The sequence below is a fragment of the Amycolatopsis sp. cmx-11-12 genome, assembly GCF_046269425.1.
In the GTDB taxonomy this organism is placed as follows: domain Bacteria; phylum Actinomycetota; class Actinomycetes; order Mycobacteriales; family Pseudonocardiaceae; genus Amycolatopsis.
The window spans coordinates 82160-105024 of the sequence record NZ_JADNQM010000032.1; the positions used below are offsets into that span (position 1 = coordinate 82160).

Here is a 22865-nt window from a genome sequence, read left to right on the forward strand (position 1 = left end):
GAAAGGGTGAACCATGTGCGGCATCGTCGCCATCCACGGCGAACTCGATCCACTCCTCGGCCGGCGCATGCTCGACCGCATCGCCCACCGTGGCCAGGACGATCACGGAAGTGTCGAGTTACCGAACACCTGGCTGGGCCACCGTCGCTTGTCCATTGTGGATACCCAGGGTGGGCACCAGCCACTCGTCGATCGCGGTGGCAATCATCTGGTCGGCAATGGGGAGATCTGCAACCACGCGACTCTGCGCTCGATGTTCGCGAACGACCACTGGTCGACCGGGTCCGACAACGAAGTCGCACTGCGTATCGCCGTCGACGGCGGCGGGCACGCGCTTTCGGCCTTGCGTGGCATGTTCGCGCTGACTGCCGCCGGCCCGATGCTCCCGTTTCTCGCGGCCCGCGACCCGGTCGGAATCGAACCTCTCTACTGGGCGCGCACTTCTGGTTCGGTGTTGTTCGCCTCCGAGATGAAGGCTTTCGACCCTGAACATCGCGGTGACGTCAGGCCTTTCCCGCCAGGCTTCTTCTGGACCTCGCACACCGGCCTTCGGCGTTTCGCGAACGCGCTTCCCCCAGAGGCCGACAGCGGACCGGCGGCACCGGACCACGAAGCGGCGATACGCGAGAGCCTGATCGCCAGTGTGAACCTCCAGATGATGGGCGACGAACCTCCCGGTGTGTTGCTGTCCGGCGGTCTGGACTCCAGTGTCGTGGCAGCCATCGCCGCACGCTGGTGTCGCGAGCGAGGCCACCGGCTGCGCACCTTCTCCGTCGGCACAGCCGAATCAGCCGATCTCGCCGCCGCACGGCGAGTCGCCACCCACTTGGGCACCGAGCACTTCGAACGGACCTACACCGCCGAAGCCGCGATCGCCCGGGTGCCCGACGTCGTCCGCGCTGTGGAGCACTACGACCGGGCACTGCTCCACAGCTCTGTCGCCAATCACTTCCTCGCAGAACTGGCGGCACAGCACACCAAAGCCGTACTTACCGGCGAGGGTGCGGACGAATTGTTCGCCGGATACCGCTACCTTCGCGACTTCCATGACGACGACACACCCGACACCGAACTTCGCCGTACGGTGGCCACATTGCACACTCTGACTCTGCAACGTTGCGATCGCACGACCATGGCCTTCGGCCTCGAAGCGCGGGTGCCGTTCCTCGACACCGACTTCATCGCGACCGCCATGGCCGTCCCGATGCGCCTGCGGCGCCCGGACCACGGCAGGTGCGACAAGCATCTCGTTCATCTTGGCGAGCACCGTCCGCACCCCGTCGGCGATCTCCTTCGCCGATCCCACGTGCCCTCCCCAGCACGCCGTCCGACGGGGAGGCTACCTCGAAGATCGATTCTCGGGAGCGTTCCCGCAGGTCAAGGGGCTCTAGCATCGGCTTCGACCTTGAGCTGGCCATTCGGCAACCGTGTCCATCGTCGATTGCCCAGCCGAGCAGACACGGAACCCCGTCCCCCGGTGGTCACTACCTTCGAAGCCGCCAAACGAGTGAACAACTGTCGATGTGACAACGGGAGAATCCGGAGTGGCGTACCTCTCGACGAAGCGCCGAATCAGTCAGGCGCGAGGAAAAGGGGCGACACGGTGAAGACCTTCGCACGACGAGACACAGGCACAGTGGCGGCAACCGTAGGCGCCGGTCGAAAAGCAAAGCGAGCGACCGCAGCTGTCGCCGCACTCGCCATCGCCAGCAGCGTGGCATTGGCAGGAGCACCGAGCGCGGCTGCTGAAGACCCAACGAATGTCAAGCTTTCGTACTACGCAACCTCGTTCGTCGGCAAAGTCAACTGGTTCAACAGGTCTGTTCGAGTCGATGGCCTGCTCCGTGCCCTGCCAGGCAGCTGTCGACGGGTGTATGCCGCGACAATGACCTCCGGCTCCCGGGTATTGGGCCAGCAAAGCACCAGCCTCCAATGCGGGACGTCGGAACAACACATCACCGTACCTGCCGATGTTCCTGGCGGCGCCGCAAAGGTTCAGCTCATATTCTCAGGACCCGATGGCGATGTACTGGACGCCTGCGTGGCGGATATCGGCTACGAAGTATGTGATTAATGACCCCTACGGCACCCCCCCGATCAGCCGCCGATCCTCATCATCCACAAAGAAGACCCGAGCCAGCTCCGCCCGCCCGGAAACGAGCAGATGCCCATCTCAGCCACCTCCCAGACGTATTAGAAGTCGTTTCCTGCCACGCTGCGGACCCCTTGCTCCGGGTAGACCCGCCGGGTTGACAGCACTGGGGCGTACTCCTGGGCGACAGGACGCGTCCACAGGCCATCGATCTCGTCGTGCTCATCCCCGACCGGGAGTGGCCGAGCGGGCTCGATCTCTGGCTGATCATGGGTACATGACGGCCGACACCGTGGCGTCGAAGGCGTCGTCGAGACCGGCTCCACTCGCGCCCAGGACGTTTCCCAGTCGAATCCCATGGCGGCGACTCTATCCGTAATCCTCGAGGATCCGGGCGACGCGGGCGTTGACCTCGTCGGCCCGGGCGAGGATCGCGGCCTCCTCCTCGGCGGTGATCCGCGGCTGTGCGCTGACGGGCTCGACGTCGGTCAGCCTGGCCGGGGCGACGCGAGCGTCGACCAGTGTTTCGATCGCCCGCACCAGGCCCGAGAGCGACGAAGGGTGCAGCGAGCCATACCGGTCTAGATAGCCCACCGGTCGATCGCCGGCAGGAGGTTCGGGTGGTCGGGCCAGTCCAGCCAGCCGGGGCTCGAATCGTCACGCTCGTGGCGGTGAACCTCGCCGCCGGCGGCCTCGCGGTGGTGGCCCAAGGCCCGGATGGCATCCTGCGACCAGTCGTTGTTGGTGCCGATCACGTCGAGCCACGACCACACAGCGCACGCCGGACACGACGCCTCGTCGGCGGTCCGGCCGATGACCGGGCGCAGACTGCAGGCGTTTCCGGCGGGGCTGCTCACCTGGGGACTGGCCCCGTCCGCGTTACGAGGCCGACTCTCTGTGCCAAATGATCAACATAGCGTGCCGGGCCGCGACACTACACCGGACCCGCCTGCACTGTACTGTTTACCGTCTGTAATCATTTTGCTGCTTTCTTGAACAGCAACAGAGGAGACCTTGATGGCAACTGGACGTTTCATGCCGACGCACGGCCGAATATTTTTCGGCGACGATGGCAAGGGCGGCAGCGGCGGCGGAAACACAGGGAACTGAGCAACAAACCGTTCCCAGTCCAGAGGCTAAGCCACGCCGACACGGGGTGGCTTAGCCTCAGCTGATTTCTTGCGGCCAGCGAAACGCGATGCCGTAGGCCTCCCTGGGATGACAAAGCTCCAGAAAATTGTGCTCGACCGATCCATGACGAACCTCAAGCAGGTGGCGATCCCCGTCCGGTGGCCGCAGGTACCGTTCGTAGTCGGTTTGCTCGGCGTACCACCAACATGCTTCAGGAACAACGTCGTCGAACCTGACCCTCAAGGTGAGCCCACTCGTCGGCTCACCATCGGTGCCGACAACGCCCGCCGCGATGCCGTGATGATCGACATCGACGTTGATCCATAGCCGCTCTTCATCAAGGTCGTCCTCGATAGCCTCGGAAACAAATCTATGCCGGTCCCCTTTGCGCAGAATCCTAGGGAATCGAAGATCTACCATCATCGGATCTCCCGGTCGCCGACCAGGAGAGGTCTCGACACGACAACCCCAGATCGCGTTTATGGGTATCGGAGCCAATTCGTCCGTCCACCCGGTCAGCGCTCGGGCTCGGTAGGTCTCGACCCCGTCTTCGCAGGCGACAATATTACGCTCCGTTATACGACGAGTAGCCGCCTTACGCGTCATGGTCACCGTGACGATCATGAGCTCCATGAAGACCGGCTGCGCGCCTCGCGAGGGAGCCCTACGGCCAAGCGGCGTGACCGGCGACGAGAAGCCCACCTCATCCTCGAACCCAGCCGACAACGCGCGCCCGATTTCTTCGTAGGCCGACCATGAGCTTCCGTCCCGCCCGAGCGATTCGAGACGCTGCGAGAGACAGGGGGCCAACCTGTCGGTCAACGCCCGCTTCCACGCCTTGTGCATGGGCGTCGTGGTGCTGGGAGCCAGGCTCTTGAACACCCCTGGCAGCTCCTTAAGCTGACCGAACCGACCGTCAAGCGTCGGTTCCCAGTCCAAGCCGCTCCCCGGTTCCGGCCGCAACCGGAATGCCGCGATCAAGGCGCCTCGGCGACGCGACCGTCCAACGGTCCCGATCTTCCCGATCTCGTCGAGAAGCAATCCCCACAGCGCCAGCGCCCTGGCCTCAGGCGTAGCAGAGGGCATCGACGCGGTTTTTCGGACCAGACAGCCGAGCATGACTGCGGAATCACTCGAGGGATCGTCGATCGCATAAAGCAAGAAACCAAGTGGTCCACCATCCTTGCGAATGGCAAGCCAACGCAAGGCAGTCTCGACAATCTCCGGCGAGCACACTTCTTCCGCGCGCTCCCCCTCGGCCTCAATGATCGCGTCATCGCACGTTTGATCAAATTCCCGACAATGATCGACAACTTCAGACGTATCAGAGCAACCGTCGACAAGCGGAAAGCTCATTCCCGACGACAAAAAACACCTCCCGATCACGAAAGATCAGATTCGGCAGACGTTTTCACCGGTCGCCGAGGGTTACGGTGCTCTAGTACACCACACAGCGAGGGGTTCATTAAATGTCCAAAAACGCATCCGGCAGGACGGACACTCCCGCATCCCGCAGCAAGGATCCCGACGGGACCCTTAAAATGATCAAGGCGTGCCTGGCCGGCGTTGGAGCCCTCTACATGATCAGCAATTCCCTAATCGTGACAGTTCTCGGCGCCACCACAGCCGTCGCAATGGCATTCGTGTACCACTTCACGCGATAGCTTGAGCAAAGCAGTCTAAACGGACCAGTTGCCACTGCGGTAGGGATCACCGAACCTGGCTCGGAGTTCGGGAAGCTGGCTGCCGTCGCCACGGAGGAGGCCACCGCAGTCTCTGTCAGAGCTTTCCCGAGGGGCGCGACGTTGGAGGGATCAACGCACGCAGGTCGTCGAAAGCGATGCCGAACACTGGCGGCCCCGGCCGGCCAGCAACGTTCTACAGCTGTGATGCGTTTCGCACCGATTTGCCAATATATCCAGCATGGCCACGCCCGCCGACCCCCAAGCCCGCGCCAGACGCGGTGCGGGCCTCGCTGCGCGCATGGGCGACCCAAATCAGAAACGAGGGACTTTCTCCGACTCGGGTGACCCTGGAAGCCCTGCGCGATCAGTGGGAACGCCGGCATCGCCATGCACGGTCCACAGGCTGGCACCCGCCGACCGCCGCCTGACATGGATCTGGCGGTAGCAAGCAACAGGTGACGGCTAGTCCGCCGTTGCCCCAGAAATCACAGTCGATCGTCAGCTGGCCGACCGCACCGGTCGCCCGCGACCCCGCTCACGCTTGAAAGGTAAAGCGTCTGCTACCCCGGGTGTCGCTTCGCCGGTCTTGTCCGTTCCGCTCGAAGTTGGCGGAACCTTTAGGGCGTGAACTGCGGTCCGTCAGGCAGGTGCGGGCAACGGATGAGTGGGCACCAAGCCCGCCAGCATGGAGGAGGTCCTACACGGCACCGACCGGACGCGACCCATCTGCCCCGTAGGCCACTCGACCCCCCAGTCAAACGGCAGCCGGGATCACCGCCTCGCGGCGCGAAGCCGACGGAACGTGCGGTACTCAACCAGAAAACGACCTGGCAACACACTTGCGACAAAGCCCGCAAAGATGCCGAGCACGAAGACCTCCTGCTGACCGCGTTCCTCCTTCTGGGTATCGACCAGCGAGCCACTTACAGCAACGGTCGAGGCGTCCACCTCCACCCAAGTCAGCTTCCCGCTTAACGGCTGCGGCGTCCCCGTCGACCCGTTCGACCTGCGCCAAGTCGCGGTAGGTGACCACGACGTCCAAGGTAGAAGGTACGAAACTAGGCCGATTGCGACCGAGGTCGGTCTTGAACTTGCCTCGGAAACCCTTAGGTAGAAAGCTGGTTCCGACCTTGGGGAGAGCGAATTACGTACGCTTCCCCGCACTGACCGAGTACTGCGCTTCCGTCGTGACATAGAGGTTGAGGCGCGAGCCCGCGCCGTCCTTCGACATTCGACATTCGTCCGGTGACCATCTGCGTGCCCTCGCGATCCTCCGGCGCGGCGTAGACCGCGTCGGGCGCGAGGCGTATAACACTCGACGGAATCGGCCTGCACAATCAAGCCGGTCCTCCAACAACCGTTCGAGACCTCCGACGCCTTGCCGCTCGGATACCTCGTCGTCGCTCGTGCGTTGCGAGCAGCGCGATCATGAACCCGACCGAGTCGCCGGAGTAACCCTCCACGGTTACATGGACGTTGAGGAGGGCGGCGCTCTTGTTCTCGGTGACCCGCATGTCGACCAGTGCCGCGACGTTCGGCTGGTCAAAGTAGAGCAGGGCCTTCCCAGGAGGCTCGACCGGTGACGGGGCCTGCGGATCGGGCCGTGGTCACCGCAGGGATCCCGCGACCGCGGCTTGTTGCTATGACAACGACCCCTGCCACCAGCGCTGAACCGATCCACCGCATCATCGCTGTGTCATCGCCGGGCTGTTACCGGTTTCCACTCACGCCGCACGACTTCTCCGATCACCTCAAAGTTCGGCAGGACGCCCCGTCCTACGCAACGACGAACGACCAGGCGTTTCTGACCCGCCAGTTGATCATACGAATGCTCCCGACCTGCATAAACACCTAACCCACAGTCTGGGGTCAAGGGGTCGCAGGTTCGAATCCTGTCAGCCCGACCGGAAGACGAAGCCACTTGGCTTGGGTGAAGAACCCAGGCCAAGCGGCTTTTTCGTTGGACCGCGTCGGCGATCGGGGTTCGCCCACGTGAGCACGCACGGCGCCTCTCCGCGCGAAGCGAGTCGCGGCAGAGAGGCGCCGTTCAAGTCACGTACGGGGAATCACGACGGCGGGACATGGAAGGTTCGCGGACTGGACCTTCCGATGACATCGAAATTCTGCGCCCACCCGGCGCGATGCAGCAAATTCAGATCGGACGGCTGCCGGTACAGGCGCCGGTCGGTCGATTCCCAGTTGTAGTAGTCGTAGATGCTCACCTGATAGGTGATGTCGTAGCCGCCGTCGCTGGTCGGCGTGACGACACCGCTGATCTGGAAGTCGAACGTGCCGAGCGCGGCAAACCAGTCCGGGTTGGACTTGTAGTCCGCTCGATAATTGTTCGAGTAGCCGGTTTCGAAGGCGAAGGACTCGCGGTGACCGGCCGGAAAACCACTCCACACCTCCATGGCCGCCCTGAGGGCAACGCTCTCGACCTTGTTCTGGAACCCGTCGATCTGTCCCAGCATCTTGTCGACATTGACGGTGTACTGACTCCCGGAATTGCCGAGGAAGTGCACCAGCATATCCGCCGCGACCACCATCCCCATCTGATTGGCAGCCCCTGCGCCTATCGCCGCTTGCGCCTTTATCGTCTGCAACGTCGATTTCCACACCAGGCTGGGCTTCCACGTGTCGTAGTTCTTCGGCCCCGTTCCGTCGTTGTTGGCTTTCTCATGATTCGCCGCCGCCGGCGGTGGCGGTGGCGACGGCATGGCCGGTCGAGGCTCCCTGCCATCGGGGTCGGTCAAGATCACCGGGTTGTTGTGGGTGTAGGTGTAGACGGCGAGGTTCCGTGAATCGGTGATACCTCCCGCGGTCTTCGATCCGGACATGAAATCGGCGAGGGCGGGATCGGTGCCTGCCCAGAGTTGGGTTCTCGGGTTGTAGTAGCGGGCACCGTGGTAGTAGAGACCCGTTTCGTCGTCGAGTTCCTTTCCGGTGTACTTGTACGGAGTCCCACCGCGCCCGGCTTGTTCCTCCACCCAGGTTTCTCCGAACGGCATGTACTCGAGATGTTCGGTGACGGTGCCCTGGTTGTCGGTGACGTAGCCGGAGGAGCCGAGGTGGTCGGCGTGGAAGAAGGACTGGGCGTTCTCCTCCCCCTCCGCCGCGACGGTCTTGGTGGTGAGGCGGGTCTCGCCGATGAAGATGTGTTTGTAACCGGTCCCGTCCCGTTCGCTGTAGCCGCGGTTGGGATAGAGGGATTGGCCGTCACCGTTCTTGATGACGCGTTCACCGGCCGCGTCGTAGGTGTAGGTGACGGCCGCGCCGGTGCAGCCTGCCGGGGTCTGGGGAACCGTCGTGGTGGCGTCGTCGGCGTTGCAGGCGAGCCGGTTTTCCTCGTCCCACACGTACTGGCGTCGTTTGCCGTCCGCCGCGGTGTTCACCGTGTCGGTGAGATTGCCGTTCGCGTCGTAGGCCTGGGTGATCGGGCCGACCTTGCTCGGCGCGTGCGGTTTCCCGCTGCCGTAGTCGTACTGGTAGTCATAGCTGGTCTTGTCCTGGACCTCGGCCGGGTTGGCCGGGTCTTCGACCGGCTCGATCGGACCGGACCACATCGGGCCCGACGACGCCGGGCTTCCCCCGCCGCCACTGACCGGCGACGCCGCGCCCTGGTTCAGTGATGCCTTCTCCACCCCTGCCGGAGCGGGGACGCCGGTGATCTCGTGGTGCTGGGTCTTGGTGGTGGTGTTGTGGACGGAGTCATACCCCAGCGCCAGTGAATACTTGTCCTGCTGGTTGTTCTTGGTGGTGTACTGGCCATTGGCGCTGGTGAGCTGATAGAGGTCGTCGTAACCGTAGGTCTGGCTGCTGGGCCCGCCGATCGTTCCGTTCCCCGCCACCTCGTTGGTCAGCTTCGTGATGTTGCCGACCTTGTCGTAGGTGTAGCCGAGATTCTGGAATTCGGTGCCACCCGGCGCTTTCGACTTCAGGGTGGCGAGCCTCCGGTCGGCCTGGTCGTAGGTGTAAGTGGTACGCACCCCGTTACCGGCCTCTTGCACGACTTTCTGGCCGAACTTGTCGTAGTCGAGCCGGTTGAGATACGTGTAGCCGGTGCCGTTCTTGGTGCCGGTGGCGCGAACGACTTGACCACCGCTGTCGTAGGTGTAGGTGAGGACCTCGGTGTCCGGATAGGTCATGTGCAGGACACGGTTGAATGCGTCGAAGCGCCACTGGGTGGTGTAAGCGCGGTCCGCCTGCCCCCGGCGATCTTGACGGTGCGGGTCTCGCGGACGGTTTCCCCGAGCGGGCCGAAGCCGCGCGTGACGGTGCCCGCGGCGTCGCGGATCTCGGTGACGCGGCCCGCAGCGTTGTCGGGGGCGCCTGGTCCGCCGTGGGTGTAGGTCACGTTGTGAGCCGGGAAGGTCGGATAACGGACCGCCTTGAGGCGATTGTGGTCGTAGTCGTACTCGACCTGCTTGGCCGCTGCCTTCAGGTTCGCGGTGGTCTTCGCCGTCGTATTCCCCGCCAGGTCGTAGCGGGTCTCGGTGCGGCCGGCGTCCGGGCTGTCCAGGACGGTGCGGCGGCCGAGGGTGTCGTACTCGGACCGGGTGGTGTTGTTCTTGTCGTCCACCACGGTGGTGAGCTGCCCGAACGGATCGTGGCCGTAACCGGTCCAGATGACCGGCTGCCCGCTGGCCGGATTGAACTCCTTCACCGCGGTCGTCAGTTCGCGGACGTCCTGGTAGGTGCGCTTCTGTTTGCCATTGCCGTCGGTGACGGTCGTCTCGAACCGGGTCGCCCCGGCCCGGTCGGGTCCGAATCCGTAGGTCGTGGTGCTGGTGACGTCGTCCGGCTCGACCGTCTTGACCGCCCGGTCGAGCGCGTCGAACGACACGCGCGTCGGTGTCACCGTGTCGAAGGCGGTGTTGAACGTGGTGTTGCCGTCGGACTTGGGTTCGGTGACCGGGTGGTATTGCTCCACCGCCCGCCCGGCGAAGTCGAACTTGGTGCGCCCGGACACGGTCATGACCTGTTCCGGTTCGTCACCGGGCTTCTCCGCGACCGTGGCGTCCTTCTTCGTCTGCAGGAGACGCTTGAGTCCGTCGGCGAAGGTCACGGTGTCGATCGTGTCCTCGCGCACGCCGGCGGCGTCGCGGTCGAGATGGCGGGTGGTGGCGTAGGGAACGACGGCTTCGGGGTGGTAGTCGAAGTCGATCGTGGCCTTGCCGGACCCGATCTCGTACGGCCCGGTGACGGTGTCGAGCCGCCCGACGCTGTCGTAGCCGCGCAGTACCTGTTGGCCGTTCTGGTCGGTGGTGCGCTCCGGCTGCCCGTACTTGAGGTTGTGCGTCGTGCCCGATCGCAGCCCGAAACTGTCCACGATGGACTCGATGTGGACGCCGACGACGGTGTCGTAGCCGTACTCCAGCCGGTACCGCTGGCCGTTCCGGTTGGCAGGCTTGGTGACCGATTTCAGGTTCCCGTCCGGGTAGTACTCCATGTCGGTGTCGGCCGAAACGCTGTCGGTGAGGTACTGGCGGATCTGCCGCATCGCGCCGGATCTACAGTCCACTGTGGATTCACTGTGCCGCGCCACCGCGTCGCCGGCCGTGCCGCGCTGCTTGACCAGGTTGGTGACGCCGACGATGTTGCGGTCCCGGCACGCCGGGTCGGAGGCGCTGTAGCCGTAGGTGGTTTCCACGTCGTCGGCGGCGCCGTCATCGGCCGCGTCGAACGACCGGGTCAGGTTCCCGTATCCGTCGTAGGACATCTCGACATGGGTGGACTTACCGGGTTTGGCGGCGCCTTCGTAGAAGTGCTTGTCCGCTCTGGTCAGTTGCGGGAACACACTGGCCGGTTTGGCCGCTCCTCCGCCGTCGGCGGTGTCGCGGAGCTGGTAGGTGTTGACGGTTTCGGTGAGCGGACGTCCGGCGCCGTCGGCGGTCAGGGTGCGGGCGAGCAACCCGGCCGTGTACGGGCTGTCGGTGCGGTACTCGTCAGTGGTCGAGCGATAGAGGGCGTCGGCCGCACCGGGGTCGCGTTGTTCGGTGACGACCTTGCCGAAGCCGTGGAACTCGCGTTCGAGCCGGTCGTATTTGCCCTGCTCGTAGCGGTAGGTGGTGAGCTGGGTGTCGGTGCCGTCGCCGGGATGGCCGTCGGACACGGTGGTACGGGACAGGACCCAGCGGGATTCGGGCATAGCCTGGGTGTTGCCGGTACGGGTGTAGTCCAGGTCGACGCGCCCGCCCATCGGACGCGTCATCGAGCGGAGCAGGTTCGTACGGCCGGTTTGGTTGGCCGCGACGAGCAATTCGTTGTCACGCGTGGATTTGACGTGATCCGCCAGCCCGTCGCCATTGACGTCACGGAGGCCGACCTCGCTACGGCCGATACCGGTGGAGGCGTCGGCGCCGGGATTGAACACCAGAAAGCCACCGAAGGGCATGGGGAATCCGAAGGTGAAGTAGACACCGCCGGCGAGGGTGGCGTTCTTGTCGACCGCGACCTCACTGAACCCGCCGCGGAACGGCGCGGGGGCGGCGAAACCGCTGCCGGTGTTGACCGCCACGGAGATCGGTTGCCCGGCAGCGCCGGTGAACACGCGGTCGGCAAGGCCGTCCCCGTTCACGTCGGCCATGCTGGCCTTGGTCGTCGTCGCGCCCAGGGTCGCCGACACGCCGCCCGCGAAGCCGTAGTTGTCGAGGTTGACCCCGAGATTGACCCCGACGTTCCCGGTCTGGGCGGTGTTGACCGGACCGGTGGGCCACGGCTCCGGTTCGGCGAACGAGTAACCGAGGTTCAGCGCGACCTTGCCGTCGGCGTAGACCTTGTCGGGCAGGCCGTCACCGTTGATGTCGAGCAGATCCCGCACCATCGCCGACTCACCACCACCGATGCTGCCGCCGATTCCCAGCGCGGGCAGCTCCAACCCCGCCCTGGCCGTGGTCGAAGCGGTGTCCGCGTCAGGCGCATCGGTACCGCGCGCGGTACCCATCGTCCGCGCGGGGCTGCCCGCACCCGCGGACACCGACACCGCGACCGAGTTCGAATCACGCACCGTCCCGTTCAGCGACCCCCGGGTGCCGCCGAGCCCACCGGCCATGTCGGAATACTGGATCCCGCTGCTTCCCACGACATCCGGGAACCTGTCCCCGTTCAGGTCGAGGAAGTCGACACCACCGGCGGTGATACCACCCGCCAGGCTGCCGCCGACCGGGCCGGCGCCGAGTGTGGTGGACACCTGCACGGTCATCCCCCGGCGCGGCACACCTTTCGCTCCGGCCACATCAGCGTCGGAGACGACGTCGATGGTGTCCATGCCGAACCGGGAACTGGCCGTGGCGCCGGCGCCGACCCAGGTGTTCTCGTCCGCGCCTGCCCATCTGCCCTCGGCAGGCATCGGGACGAGCACCGCGAGCCTGGGCATGTTCACCTTCGGATCCGCCTTGAACCCAGGCACGTCCTCCTCCTTGGGCGCCTTGGGCAGGGAGTCGCGGAAGCTCTCGTCCAGCACCAGATCGTTCTCCATGATCGGTTTGGTCGCCCGATCACCTTGAGCCTGGTAACCGATCACCCCCCACCCGCGGTAGGGCTGGGCGAACGCGCCCGGTTTCGCGGACGCGGACACCGTGGCGGACACCTGTGGCAGAAAGATCGGGTTGAAACCGACCATCGCCGACGCGCTCATCAGCGCGGGTGCCTTCTCTTCTTGGGTGGCGAAGTCGAAGAACAGTTCATCGCCCTGCGTGACCGGCACTGTCATGCGCGGCGGCGTCGGCTTGGGAGTCAGTCCTCCGGGAATCTCGATGGTCTGCTTGCCCAGCAGCTGGCCGCCGCGTTTCTTGATCGTGAAGACGAACGAGTGTTTGTCCGTGTCCATCAATATCGGGTTGATGAAAGGCTGCACGAACAGCTGACCGGTTTGGCCTGCCGTCCAGGCCTTCTGCGGCGTGGAGCCACTCGACACCGGATACATGTCGAGGTCATACGGCGGGTTGATCACGATCGTCGGCTTACCGTTCTCGTCGACGACCGTTTCCACCCCTTCGGCCTGGGTGTAGTGCGCCTGGGGCACCCACTTCAGCGAGCTCGGATCGATCGCGGAATCGGCGCGCAATCGCCACGACAGGCTGTCCTTCGCCGTGACCGGGATACTCAGGTCGATCGGGGTGGTACCGGTCGAGGAGGCGGGCAACTTCGCGTTGAGAACGTCCTTGCCGTTGCGGGTGATCACCACGGTCACGTCATCGGAGGTCGCCTTGTCCTTGACCACATCACCGGTCAGCTTCAAGGTCCCGGTCACCGGTGCGGTGACCTGAGACTGCCGTCCGGACAGGGTGAAGTCCTTGGACGCGGAGAACACGGAGTTGCTCAACCCGTTGACATCGGTACTCGCGTTGCCGGCGTAGGTGATGGTCGGGTCCCACGCCACCGTGTCGTACATGCCGTCCAAAATGGACTGCGTGCGGAAGTAGATCGCGTCACCCTTGCGCACTCCGATCGCGCTGACCCCGGTCGGCGCGAACTCCATATGGTCCTCCGGACCGATCCGCTGCGCCCACAGCTCAGTGTCCTTGTGCTGGATCGTCACCCGCACCCCATCGGCCTTCTGATAGGCGGCGCGCTGCGGCGACGTGTCCTTTTCCAGTCGCACCCGACCGTCGACGCGCACCGTTCCGTCGAACGGCGCGACCCACCGGCGCACACTGTCCAACAACGGCGAGGTGTCCACCGCACGGTCGAACGCCGCCCGCTGATCACCCACGAACGAACCGGACGCCACCCCCGGGCCGACCGGGACCGGTGTCTTCCTGCTGTCCTCGCTGTAGGCCGGGTTGCCGTTCGCGTCCAGATGGCCGAACAACACACCACCGTTGTTCACCAGGTCGGTGATCCCGTCACCGTTGACATCGGAGAAATAGCGGTCCGAGGTCGTGATCGTGGACACCAGGTCCAACTGGGCCGCGACCCCGGCGAACGCCTCCAGCCCGGCCGTGCCCGACAGCGTCGACTCCGATGAGATGGCAGGCAGTCCAGGCAGCTTGATCGGAGTCTCGCCGAACTTCGGTTGCCCGCCCGGCGCGGCCAGGTTCGGCCGATACCAGACCTCGCCGTCCTTACGGAACACCTTGTCCGGCAGATTGTCGCCGTTGACGTCGGCGAGCGCGAGCAGCCCGTCGGACACACCGGCGCTGGCACCGATCTTCACCCCGGCCGAACCCGATTTGATCGGCGCGACCGGGTTGTAGCCGGTGTACAAGTGCCCGCCCGCGTTCACCGACGTACTCGCCGACAACGCGGACGCCTCACCCTCGCGCACATTCACCCCGAGGTCGTCATCGGCGACCGCCCAGTTCGATGCCCCGCCGAACCCGTTGTAATTGCCGTCCTTGTCACGGACATCGTCGAAGTAGTCCATCGAGTGGGTGTTGAACAGGCGGTTGTCCTCACCGAACTGCGAAATCGACGCGAGCAACGTCTTGGCGAACGCACCGGTCCGGTAATTCAACTCGTAGGCGCGCACCAGCTGGTCGTCCAATTTGACCTCGACCCGCCGCAGCAGGTCCGCGGTCACCTTCTTGAACCCGCCACGGGCATCGATCTGCACATCCGCGCGGCGTGGCTCACCCCGGTCCCGGTCACGCAGGAACGTCACCGAGTACTTGCCCTCGGCGTCGCCATGGCCGGTGTAGGTGATCCGCTGCGGATACAGATTGCTCCCCGGCACCGTCGACTTCTCGGTCCCACCGTCGTTCACCCTGGCATAGCGGTAACGCATGACATTGTCGTTGGTGTCACGGACTTCGCGTACCGCCCAGGTCGCGATGCGGCCCGCCTTGTCGGTCAACGTCGTATCGGCCGCCCCGCCGAACAGCATGCGGGTGCCCACCTTGTCGGTGACCTCCCACCAGTAACCGGCCGGGTTGTCCCCATGGCGCACGATCCGGTCGAACCGGCTTTCCACGCGGGCGTGGAACACCTTCTCCGCCGTCCTCTTCTGCAACTCGCCCCGATGGGCGACGGGGGTGAGCTGCTCACCGTTCAGGACGTAGGTCTCGGTCTCCAGGCCCGCGTCGTACCGCGGCACCCCCCAGCGGGTGTCCACCGTGATGGACGGCAGGGAGACATTCCACCCGGCACCCAGCCAGCCGTTCGTACCCCCGGAGCTGTACGCCACCTCCAGCTTCGGCTCCAGGCCCGCTCTCCCCTTGGGCACCTCCAGCGGATACGACACCCTGGCATCGCCCATGGCGTTCGCCGCCGGTGGCCCGATCAGGTTCACCCCGGCCCCCGGATCGGCCGCTTTGATGTCCTTGATCTGATTCGGATCGAACGCCGTCCCCTCCGGATGCTCCGGAGCGGTCACCGCCCCACCCTCACCCGAGGCCCGCACCGAGGCCGGCGGACCCGCGCTCGGGACCGCCGTCGCCACCAACGCCAGGAACAACGCCACCACCACGGTCTTGTGGCGCTGACGAACCGGACGAGCCCACGCGAAGGCAGACATGCCCCCGACCCCCTCTGGATCCATGATTTCGACTATCGGGTCCCGGCGAAGAACAACGCACTCTGGTGCGCGCGGGATCGAGCGGTGACGCGTGCGACGAAGGCGATCAATCGAATAGCTGCGACGAACTAGTGCATTCGGCCGAACTGCTCCATTTGGATCAGCTCGCAATTCCTGCGAAAGACATCGATCTCCGGGTGAAGCTATCGGCAGTCCATTAAATTTTGATGAAACGCCTGTCATCCTCATTTCCCTGAGGAACAAAGGTGACGGACTGCTCGACCGGTTGGGAAAAGACCGTCAGGTTCGGGTTACCCAACGCCTGCACGACCGGGACTGAGATCGCGGATTGTCGCTTGTCGAGTTTCGGCGAGGAACCGTGCGGCTGAGTGTCCCCAATGCCTCATTGGAGGCGCTGAGCGTCTCCAATGAGGCATTGGGGACACTGACCGCCAGGGTTCCCGTGCCCTGAAGGCCCAAACGGACTCGGGTGTCGTGACGATCAATCCGGCCAGGTTGTAGTTGGTGTTGGAGTAGGCGAAGCCCGACGGGGCACGGTCGTCGGGCGGCGGCCAGGGCCAGCACCTGTCCCCCGGTGCGTGCGGCCCCCGCGACGATGCAGGAATGCACTTGGGCGACCTACTCGGCCGGAGGCTGATAGTCCGGGTTCTCCCACACGAAGTTGATCTTGTTGCCCGCCGGATCCACCACATCCGACAACTTGATGAAGCCGTAGTCCTGGATAGGGCCACACTGCACGCCCTGGGTCGCGAGAGTGCTCACGACGTCGTCGATGTCCTCGACACCGATGACCACGGAGCCCTTACCGGCGGCTTCCGGCGCATGGGCGACCTGGATCCAGGCGTTTTCGGCGAGCTGCCACTCCGCGACGCCCTCCGTGGGCTCGACGTCGGGTCCACGCTCGATCCACCGCGTGTACCACGCGACGGCGGCGGCGTGGTCGGAGACCGGCAGGACGGCGAGAACATTCTTGAAAGTCGGCACGGAGGGATTTCCTTTCAGGCAATGTCCGCGGGTGACGACCCACTGTATAGAGATCGGAAAGACCCGCAAGTAGACGAAGCCGTGCTCTAAACGCTCACGACCTGATTCGAAACCCTCCGTCCCAAAGACAAGGCACCCACGACGATCATGGCGGTCATACCCGCCAGTTGGAGCACGTCGAACGTGAACGCCATCCCGTCGGCAGGCGCGATCAGACGCGCACCGAGGCCCGCGTAGCTGAACGAGGCTTCCAGGAACACCGCGGACATCACGGCGGCGAGCGGGACCATCGAACGACCGGGGACGATCGCGACCAGAATCGGCAGTGCCAAGAACAAGGACGGCCCCGGACGGCTCAGATCGAAGTTCTGGGTGGCACGAGTCCGATTTCCACCGCCACCAGCGCGATCACTCCCGCCAGCGCCGAAGCCGCCAGCCCGACGACCATCACCCAGTTATCCACCGCCAGAAGCGTGTTCGGTGAGGAAGATGGCAGGACTTTCACAAATTCGGGAGCGGCGATCCAGTGCAGAATCGTGCCCAAAGCGGCGACGGCCTGGCCGCCGATTGTGACCAGCGAACGTTCATACATCGGGTACGAAGCGGCTCTCCCGGCTACCGCACTCGACGTAGCGGGTGTACATCCCCGGTTCCGAACTCGCCAAGGCTTTACAAGGTCACCTTTATCCTGCTGTCGTGCTCGGCAGAAGGACAGCGACGACGGCCGCGCGGCTTTTCGCCGTGCTCGCCGTACTTACCGCTGTCGCCCTGCTCCAAGGCGCGCTGTGCAGTGACGGTGCCGCGGCGGCGGGCTCGCCCTGCGCTCCCCTGTTCGCCACCGAGACGACCCACGACACCGGTGCGGTCGATGACTGCGAACCCGCCGCACCCCAGCCGAGCCCGGCCGGTGGCCACCTCACCTCGCTCGTCCCGGACGAGTCTCCGCACAGCCACCTCGACAACGTCACGGGAATCTCCGTGGCGCTGCTCGCCGCCCTCTTCCCGCTCGTCCGGCAACGTCGTCCCCACCAGGTCGGTATGCCGTTGTCCTCGTCGTCCAGGCGGTCGGCGACAACGCCTCCTCTCGTCCAGCTCTGCGTTTCGCGCACCTGATCGGCAACCCCCGGTCATGACCGGTTCGATGGCGAACCGGTCATGCCATGCCGCCTTCAGATGCCCGGATCCGAGCTGAGGACTCAGATGACCAAGAATGCCAAGGTTTCCCTGACGGTCGTGGCCGTCGTAGTCGCGGTGGTGGCCGCGTTGCTCGTCATCACCAACCTGGGCGAGGACACCCCGCCCGCGCGGGTGGGCGGCGACGGTCCGCCGACGGTGCCCGCGTCGATCCTGGTCCGGCCGGACAGTCATCGCCTGTCCAGTCCGACTACCAGCAAGGTGACCGTCGTGGAGTTCCTCGACCTGGAGTGCGAAGCGTGCGGCGCCGCGTTCCCCGGTGTCGAGCGCCTGCGTGCCGAGTACGGCGACCGGGTCACCTTCGTGATGCGCTACTTCCCCATCCCCAGCCACCAGAACGCCGAACTCGCCGCGCGGGCCGTGGAAGCGGCGGGCAAACAGGGCAAGCTCGAACCGATGTACCGCCTGATGTTCGAGAAGCAGCCGGAGTGGGGTGACCAGCAGATCTCCCACCGCGAGACCTTCCTCGGTTTCGCGCGCGAACTCGGACTCGATCTGCCCGCCTTCGAGACCGCGCTGGACGACCCGGTCACGCTCGGCCGGGTCCTGGCCGACCGCACCGACGGCGCCAACATCGGCGTCGAGGGGACGCCGACGTTCTTTGTCAACGGTGTCAAGTTCTCCGGCTCACCGTCCTATCAGGCCCTCAAGGCCGCCATCGACCGGGAGCTGGCGAAGTGACGGAGGAGCGCGCGCCGTTCGCGGTTCGCGTGACGCCGTGGGTCCTGCTGATCGGCGGTGCGATCGGCCTGGCGGCGGCACTGGTGCTCACCGTCGAGAAGATCGCCATGCTCAAGGACTTCTCCTACATTCCCACGTGCAGCCTGAATCCGGTCCTCAGCTGCGGGTCGATCATGAAGACACCGCAGGCGGACCTGTTCGGCTTCCCCAATCCGTTGCTGGGGATCGCCGGCTTCGCCGTGGTCGTGACGACCGGCGTCGCGGCGCTGGGCGGAGCGCGGTTCCCTCGCTGGTATTGGCTGGGCCTGCAAGCGGGCTCCTTGCTCGGCGTCCTGTTCGTGCACTGGCTGATGCACCAGAGCCTGTACGTCATCGGCGCGCTCTGCCCGTACTGCATGGTCGTCTGGGCGGTCACCATCGCCGTCTTCTGGTACACCACCCTGCACAACCTCCACAAAGGACCGCCGGCGAGCGCGGTGACTCGTTACCACAGCGTGGTGCTCGTCCTCTGGTACGCGGCCATCGCCGCCGCTGTCCTCCAGGCCTTCTGGAGCTACTGGACGACGCACGTCTGACGGTCCATAGTACTAGCTGTCTTAGTAGAACTTCACCGGGCGCTCACACTCGTCCCAGTACTACTAAGCGTGATAGTTGACCCTGCACGACAGGAGATTCGACACCCGTGACACCACACCGGCGTTCGCTGCGGCATCCCCTCGCCGCCACCGCCGCCCTCATGGCCCTCGGCCTCGGCACGCTCCCCGCCGCCGCGCAACCGGCACCGCCGCCGACGTCGGACAGCCAGGATCCGATGCGGCGCTACCAGGAACTCGGCGCTCAAGCGGCCAAGGCCGACGAAGACCTGCTGGAATCGCAAGACCGGCTGAAGACCCGCGAGACCGAACGTGACCAGGCCACCGTCACCCTCGGCCGGGCCGACGGTGACCTGGCGCAAGCGCGGTCGGCCATCGATCGCTTCCGGCCGCAGGTCGAGGCGATCGCCCGGTCCGCGATGAACGGCGAGCGCCTCGGCAACGCCGTCCTGCTGCTCGACAGCGGCAGCAGGCAGGAGTTCCTCGACCGTTCGTCCGCGCTCGCCGTGTTGGCCGACGAGAAGGCCCGTGCCTTGAACGGCCTGCGTGACGCACTCGGGAAGGCGCAGACGGCACGCACCACCGCGGCGGACGCGCGGGAAACGGCCCAGCTCGCGGCGAACGACGCGACCGTGGCACTGGAGCAGGTCCGCACCCGCAAGAAAGACCTCGACGTCCAGATCGCCAAAGTCCGGGAGGCACTTGGCGCACTGCCTGCCTCGGACAAGGTGAAACTCGGCAAGGTCCAGGACAAGGGCTCCTACCTCGGCCCGCCCGGCGCCGCGAACGACGCGTTGCAGGCGGCACTGTCCAAACGGGGTTCGGAGTACGAGTGGGGCGCCACCGGGCCCCGAGAATTCGACTGCTCCGGTCTGACGTCGTGGGCGTACAAACAGGCGGGTGTCTCACTCCCGCGCACCAGCCGCCAGCAGTACTCCGCGGGAAAGGCCGTCCCGCTGGACCGGCTCGTCCCTGGCGATCTCGTCTTCTACGACGACGGCACCGGCGATCCCGGGGCGATCCACCATGTCGGCATGTACGTCGGCGACGGCAAGATGGTCGACGCGCCGACCGAGGGCCAGCTGGTCGACGTCCGCTCGGTCAAGGGAGACGGGCACCTGATGGGCGCGCGGCGCATCGTCGGCTGAGTATCCTGTGCGGCGGAGGTGTCATGCAACGGCTGGGCGAGCTTGAGGCGTCGGTGATGGACGTGCTCTGGAAATCGATGGAACCCCTGCGGGTGCGCCAGGTTCTGGAAGCGATCAACCAGCACCGCGACCTCGCCTACACCACGGTGATGACCGTGCTGGACAACCTGCACCGCAAGGAATGGGTCGTGCGCGAGATGGAGAACCGCGCCTACCGGTACCGCGCCGTGGCGACCCGCGAGGAGGCCACCGCGCAAAGCCTGCGCGAACTCCTCGACGCCTCGGACGACCGGGAGTCGGTGCTGCTGCATTTCGCGCGCTCGGTCACCGAAGAGGAGTCGGACATCCTGCGGCGGGCACTGCGCCGGAAGCCCGGCAAGCGATGATCCTGGCGGCGGTGCTCCTGTTCGGCGTCGTCGTGATCGGCTGGTTTTCGCCCCGGCTGCTGGGCAGGCTGACCGCCGGCGGGATCAGCCCCGGCACGGCGCTGGCATGGTGGCTGCTGACCGCGCTCGGCGTTCTCGCCGGCGGCCTCGGCGCCGTCCTGCTCCTCGTGCTGCCGGACCACGGCCCCGCCCCGGCCATCACCCGGGTTCTCCACGACTGCTGGGCCGCGGTCGGGCACAGCGGTCTTCCCGCGCTCGATCCCCTGGCCGGCACTTTCGCGGGCGCCGCCGTCGTGTTCGCGGCGGCCCGGCTCGCCGTGTCCTCGGCCCGGCGCCGGAAACGCAGCGCCTTGCTGCACCGGCGCCATCTGGACGTGCTCCGGCTGGCGGGCATCCGTGACGAGCGGCCGATTCCGACGCTGTGGGTGCCCGACGACCGGCCGATCGCCTACAGCCTCGGTGGCCGGCACAGCTTGATTGTCGCCAGCCGAGGTCTGGCGGGCAGGCTCTCCGCCCGCGAGCTGAACGCGGTACTTGCCCACGAACACGCTCATGTGCGCGGGCGGCACCACTTCCTGGTCGCGTGTGCCGAAACACTCGGCCGCACACTGCGGTTCGTCCCGCTCCTGCGCGAACTCCCCGGCGCGGTCCGACTGCTCGTCGAACTGGCCGCCGACCGGTCGGCGGCCGCCGGGCACGGGCCGGAGACCGTACGCTCCGCCCTGCTCTCGACCAGAGGCGGCGATATCTCGCTCCGGTTGCGATGGCTGGCGGAACACTCCAGCGGCCCGGCACGATTCCCGGAAAAGGTGCGAGCCGTCGCGGGCGGCACCCTGGCCTTGCTGGCCCCGCCCGCCCTCGCCGCCGGACTGATGTTCTCGGCGGGGCTCATTTCCTGCTGGTGAGCGAAAGAGACGCGTTCGTCACCGATGCGGACGAATGGGTTCAGCGCGGACACCATCAGGTGATGCGCCACACCAGGCCGCGATCCACGTTTTCCCGAATGGGCGCAGAGCCGTCGCTGATTGTCGTGCGCCGGTCAACAAATCGGGGACGGTAAATCGGGCAGCCTCCACTCACAAGAGTGAGCAATGGCCGGGATTCTCCGTTCCATTGAGCCGGAAAGGGGAATCGCCAGCGCTACTCAGATGGCGGCATTCGGCGGGCATCCCATTGTCGTAACGTCGAATGCACACCCTGCAACGAATTCCGCAATCCCATGGAGGTTTTCGTGATTCGACGTCCTCTGCGCACCATGACCGTCCTGGTCGGTGCCGCGGCAGCCGTCACCGCCTTCGCGACCCCGGCTTCGGCGGCACCGGCGCTGAACGAAACGGCGGGACCGGCCGTTCTGGCCGCCGCACAGCAGAAACTCGGCGATTCGCTCGGCACCGCGTTCGCCGGCTCCTGGCTGGACACGACGACCGGTGATCTGGTCGTCGGCACCACCGACGCGAGCGGCTCGGCCCGGATCCGCGCGGCCGGTGCGACACCGAAGGTGGTCCGGCACAGTACCGCCGAACTGAAGAAGATCCAGTCCACATTGGACAACAGAACCGCGGGCCTGCCCGGCTCGGTCGCCGGCTGGTACGTCGACGCGCCCGCGAACGAGGTCGTCGTCAGCGTGGTGGGTGGCGACGCCGCGGGCCGGGCCTGGGCGACGTCCGCCGGAGTCCCGGTCCGGGTGGACCAGGTGAAGAGCGCGCCGCGGCCGCTGTGGGACGTGATCGGCGGACAGGGTCTCTACTTCAGCGGTGGTGCCTGCTCGGTCGGGTTCAACGCTTATGACGACGACGATCATTACGTGATCACGGCGGGCCACTGCACCGAGATCGGCGGCACCGTGCGGGGCGTCGACGGCACGATCGGCAGGGTCGCGAAGTCGTCGTTCCCCGGCAACGACTACGGGACGGTCAAGGTGACCCACTCCGACGTCTCGACCCCGCCCCGGGTCGACCGGTACGACGACGGTTCGGATGTGCGGATCGAAGGCGCGGACGTCGTCGGCGTCGGCGGCAGGGTCTGCCGGTCCGGGATCACCACCCACTGGCAGTGCGGACGCGTGGAGGCTCTCGACCAGACGGTGAACTACGGCAACGGGAACATCGTGAAGGGCCTGACCCAGACCAGCGCCTGCGCCGAACCGGGCGACTCCGGTGGCTCGTTCGTCAGCCGCCCCTCGTCGGGTTCCGGCACGAAGCTGGTGCAGGCGCAGGGCATGACCTCGGGCGGTTCCGGTGACTGCGACGAAGGCGGGACCACTTTCTTCCAGCCCGTCAAGGAGGTACTCAACCGCTACGACCTGACCCTCGAGAAGGACTGACCCCGCGGGGCTTGTCGCCTGAATCGCGTGAAGGCCCCCTTCCTCTTGGGTTCTAGTGGTGGTTGCAACACCTGACTTGTTCAGGGGTTGTGTTGTTCGAGATCCGTCAGACGCGGTTGCCTCAGGGGCCGCGGAAGCTGCTCGCCGAGCGGCGGGCTTATCTTGATCTTG

17 protein-coding genes are annotated in these 22865 nt (G+C 65.6%); 8 read left to right on the top strand and 9 right to left on the bottom strand.

Annotated elements, in window-relative coordinates:
- Window positions 1–13 precede the first annotated feature (13 nt).
- Window positions 14–2074 (top strand): asparagine synthase-related protein, encoded by a 2061-nt coding sequence (locus ACLARN_RS33470; RefSeq protein ID WP_409495471.1) that lies wholly within the window; start codon window positions 14–16, stop codon window positions 2072–2074.
- Window positions 2075–2461: 387 nt separating this feature from the next.
- Here the strand turns inward: ACLARN_RS33470 and ACLARN_RS33475 are convergent, their stop codons facing one another.
- The 9 genes from ACLARN_RS33475 to ACLARN_RS33515 form a co-directional block, all read right to left on the bottom strand.
- The gene (locus ACLARN_RS33475; RefSeq protein WP_409495472.1) at window positions 2462–2686 is read right to left on the bottom strand and encodes a hypothetical protein; all 225 of its coding nucleotides are present in this window, start codon (window positions 2684–2686) and stop codon (window positions 2462–2464) included.
- Window positions 2674–2949, bottom strand: a complete 276-nt coding sequence (locus ACLARN_RS33480; RefSeq protein WP_409495473.1) for a hypothetical protein — start codon at window positions 2947–2949, stop codon at window positions 2674–2676. Before ACLARN_RS33480 ends, ACLARN_RS33475 begins: the two co-directional genes overlap by 13 nt.
- 310 nt (window positions 2950–3259) lie before the next feature.
- On the bottom strand, window positions 3260–4579 hold the full coding sequence (locus tag ACLARN_RS33485) for a hypothetical protein (RefSeq protein WP_409495474.1): 1320 nt from the start codon (window positions 4577–4579) through the stop codon (window positions 3260–3262).
- A gap of 1100 nt (window positions 4580–5679) precedes the next feature.
- Window positions 5680–5862: a hypothetical protein gene (locus ACLARN_RS33490; RefSeq protein ID WP_409495475.1), complete on the bottom strand. Its 183-nt coding sequence runs from the start codon at window positions 5860–5862 to the stop codon at window positions 5680–5682.
- Between the two features lie 1112 nt (window positions 5863–6974).
- A complete protein-coding gene (locus ACLARN_RS33495) occupies window positions 6975–9053 on the bottom strand; it encodes an RHS repeat-associated core domain-containing protein (protein WP_409495476.1) in 2079 nt (692 codons plus the stop codon).
- Complete coding sequence (locus ACLARN_RS33500; protein ID WP_409495477.1) at window positions 9050–15364, bottom strand: SpvB/TcaC N-terminal domain-containing protein; 6315 nt, start codon at window positions 15362–15364, stop codon at window positions 9050–9052. Before ACLARN_RS33500 ends, ACLARN_RS33495 begins: the two co-directional genes overlap by 4 nt.
- A 639-nt stretch (window positions 15365–16003) precedes the next feature.
- Window positions 16004–16369 carry a VOC family protein gene (locus ACLARN_RS33505; RefSeq protein WP_409495478.1) on the bottom strand — a complete coding sequence of 122 codons (366 nt, stop codon included), beginning with the start codon at window positions 16367–16369 and terminating at the stop codon, window positions 16004–16006.
- Window positions 16370–16455: 86 nt separating this feature from the next.
- Window positions 16456–16701 carry a hypothetical protein gene (locus tag ACLARN_RS33510; RefSeq protein ID WP_409495479.1) on the bottom strand — a complete coding sequence of 82 codons (246 nt, stop codon included), beginning with the start codon at window positions 16699–16701 and terminating at the stop codon, window positions 16456–16458.
- Between the two features lie 23 nt (window positions 16702–16724).
- Window positions 16725–16961 carry a hypothetical protein gene (locus ACLARN_RS33515; RefSeq protein WP_409495480.1) on the bottom strand — a complete coding sequence of 79 codons (237 nt, stop codon included), beginning with the start codon at window positions 16959–16961 and terminating at the stop codon, window positions 16725–16727.
- A gap of 104 nt (window positions 16962–17065) precedes the next feature.
- Here ACLARN_RS33515 and ACLARN_RS33520 point away from each other — a divergent pair, with 104 nt between their 5' ends.
- The 7 genes from ACLARN_RS33520 (at window position 17066) to ACLARN_RS33550 (ending at window position 22694) form a co-directional block, all read left to right on the top strand.
- Window positions 17066–17482: a hypothetical protein gene (locus tag ACLARN_RS33520; RefSeq protein ID WP_409495481.1), complete on the top strand. Its 417-nt coding sequence runs from the start codon at window positions 17066–17068 to the stop codon at window positions 17480–17482.
- 87 nt (window positions 17483–17569) lie between these two features.
- On the top strand, window positions 17570–18244 hold the full coding sequence (locus ACLARN_RS33525) for a DsbA family protein (RefSeq protein ID WP_409495482.1): 675 nt from the start codon (window positions 17570–17572) through the stop codon (window positions 18242–18244).
- Window positions 18241–18819: a vitamin K epoxide reductase family protein gene (locus ACLARN_RS33530; RefSeq protein WP_409495483.1), complete on the top strand. Its 579-nt coding sequence runs from the start codon at window positions 18241–18243 to the stop codon at window positions 18817–18819. The genes ACLARN_RS33525 and ACLARN_RS33530 overlap by 4 nt, the downstream gene beginning before the upstream one ends.
- Before the next feature lie 107 nt (window positions 18820–18926).
- Entirely contained in the window at window positions 18927–19985 is a 1059-nt protein-coding gene (locus ACLARN_RS33535) for an NlpC/P60 family protein (protein WP_409495484.1), read from the top strand.
- Window positions 19986–20008: 23 nt separating this feature from the next.
- The gene (locus ACLARN_RS33540; protein WP_409495485.1) at window positions 20009–20371 is read left to right on the top strand and encodes a BlaI/MecI/CopY family transcriptional regulator; all 363 of its coding nucleotides are present in this window, start codon (window positions 20009–20011) and stop codon (window positions 20369–20371) included.
- Window positions 20368–21276 carry a M56 family metallopeptidase gene (locus tag ACLARN_RS33545; RefSeq protein WP_409495486.1) on the top strand — a complete coding sequence of 303 codons (909 nt, stop codon included), beginning with the start codon at window positions 20368–20370 and terminating at the stop codon, window positions 21274–21276. Before ACLARN_RS33540 ends, ACLARN_RS33545 begins: the two co-directional genes overlap by 4 nt.
- Window positions 21277–21602: 326 nt before the next feature.
- A complete protein-coding gene (locus tag ACLARN_RS33550) occupies window positions 21603–22694 on the top strand; it encodes a S1 family peptidase (protein ID WP_409495487.1) in 1092 nt (363 codons plus the stop codon).
- Window positions 22695–22865: the final 171 nt, after the last annotated feature.